The organism is Leptotrichia sp. OH3620_COT-345 (assembly GCF_003932895.1).
In the GTDB taxonomy this organism is placed as follows: domain Bacteria; phylum Fusobacteriota; class Fusobacteriia; order Fusobacteriales; family Leptotrichiaceae; genus Pseudoleptotrichia.
Genome location: NZ_RQYW01000100.1, coordinates 1 through 579, shown reverse-complemented (window position 1 = coordinate 579; position 579 = coordinate 1). Strand labels below are relative to the sequence as shown.

Annotated in this window: 2 protein-coding genes; both read right to left on the bottom strand. The window is 37.8% G+C overall.

Annotated features, from left to right (window positions below):
* Window positions 1–217 (bottom strand): single-stranded DNA-binding protein (locus tag EII29_RS11545; protein ID WP_199726097.1); only part of this gene is annotated, 217 nt, incomplete at its 3' end.
* 4 nt (window positions 218–221) lie between these two features.
* Window positions 222–579 (bottom strand): DUF1071 domain-containing protein (locus tag EII29_RS11540; protein ID WP_125237619.1); only part of this gene is annotated, 358 nt, incomplete at its 5' end.

Genomic DNA, 579 nt, shown 5'->3' with positions numbered 1-579 from the left:
CTCCTGATTCCTTGGCTTGTACACGACCGCTGACCGTTACTGTGTCACCTAATTGAATGAAATCAGGCAAGAAAGCCGAACCGTACGCAACTTTTACGTTAGATCCCTTTTCTTTTTCAAATAATGGGACTGAAATAATTTTCTTATCGCCTTTTGCTGTACTTACTGTACGTGTATTTTTTTCATTCGCTTGTGCTGTTACTGTGATGATTGCCATTTAATTATTCCCCTTTTTCTGTTTCTTGCTGTGCTAACCAAATCTTCATGATGTCGGTAATTTCTTTTTTAGTCTTATTTTTCAAGCTGTCAATATTTTGGTATCCTAGTTGTTCAGCTCGTTTTATAAGTGGCTGAATCTCTCTAAGTCGTTGTTTTTCTGCTTCAAGCTCTTTTTGTTCTTCTGTTAGAACTGGTAAATCTTCATTTGCATAAATATATAGCCCTAAACCATGACGAGCAATTGCCTTAACTAGTCCACGCTGAATGGCTTTATTTACGTCCATAGAAGTCAGTTTTTCAACTGGGATAGATTGGTTACGATAGTCCATTACAGGCAAGTATTCAATGTGCTCCAAGCCC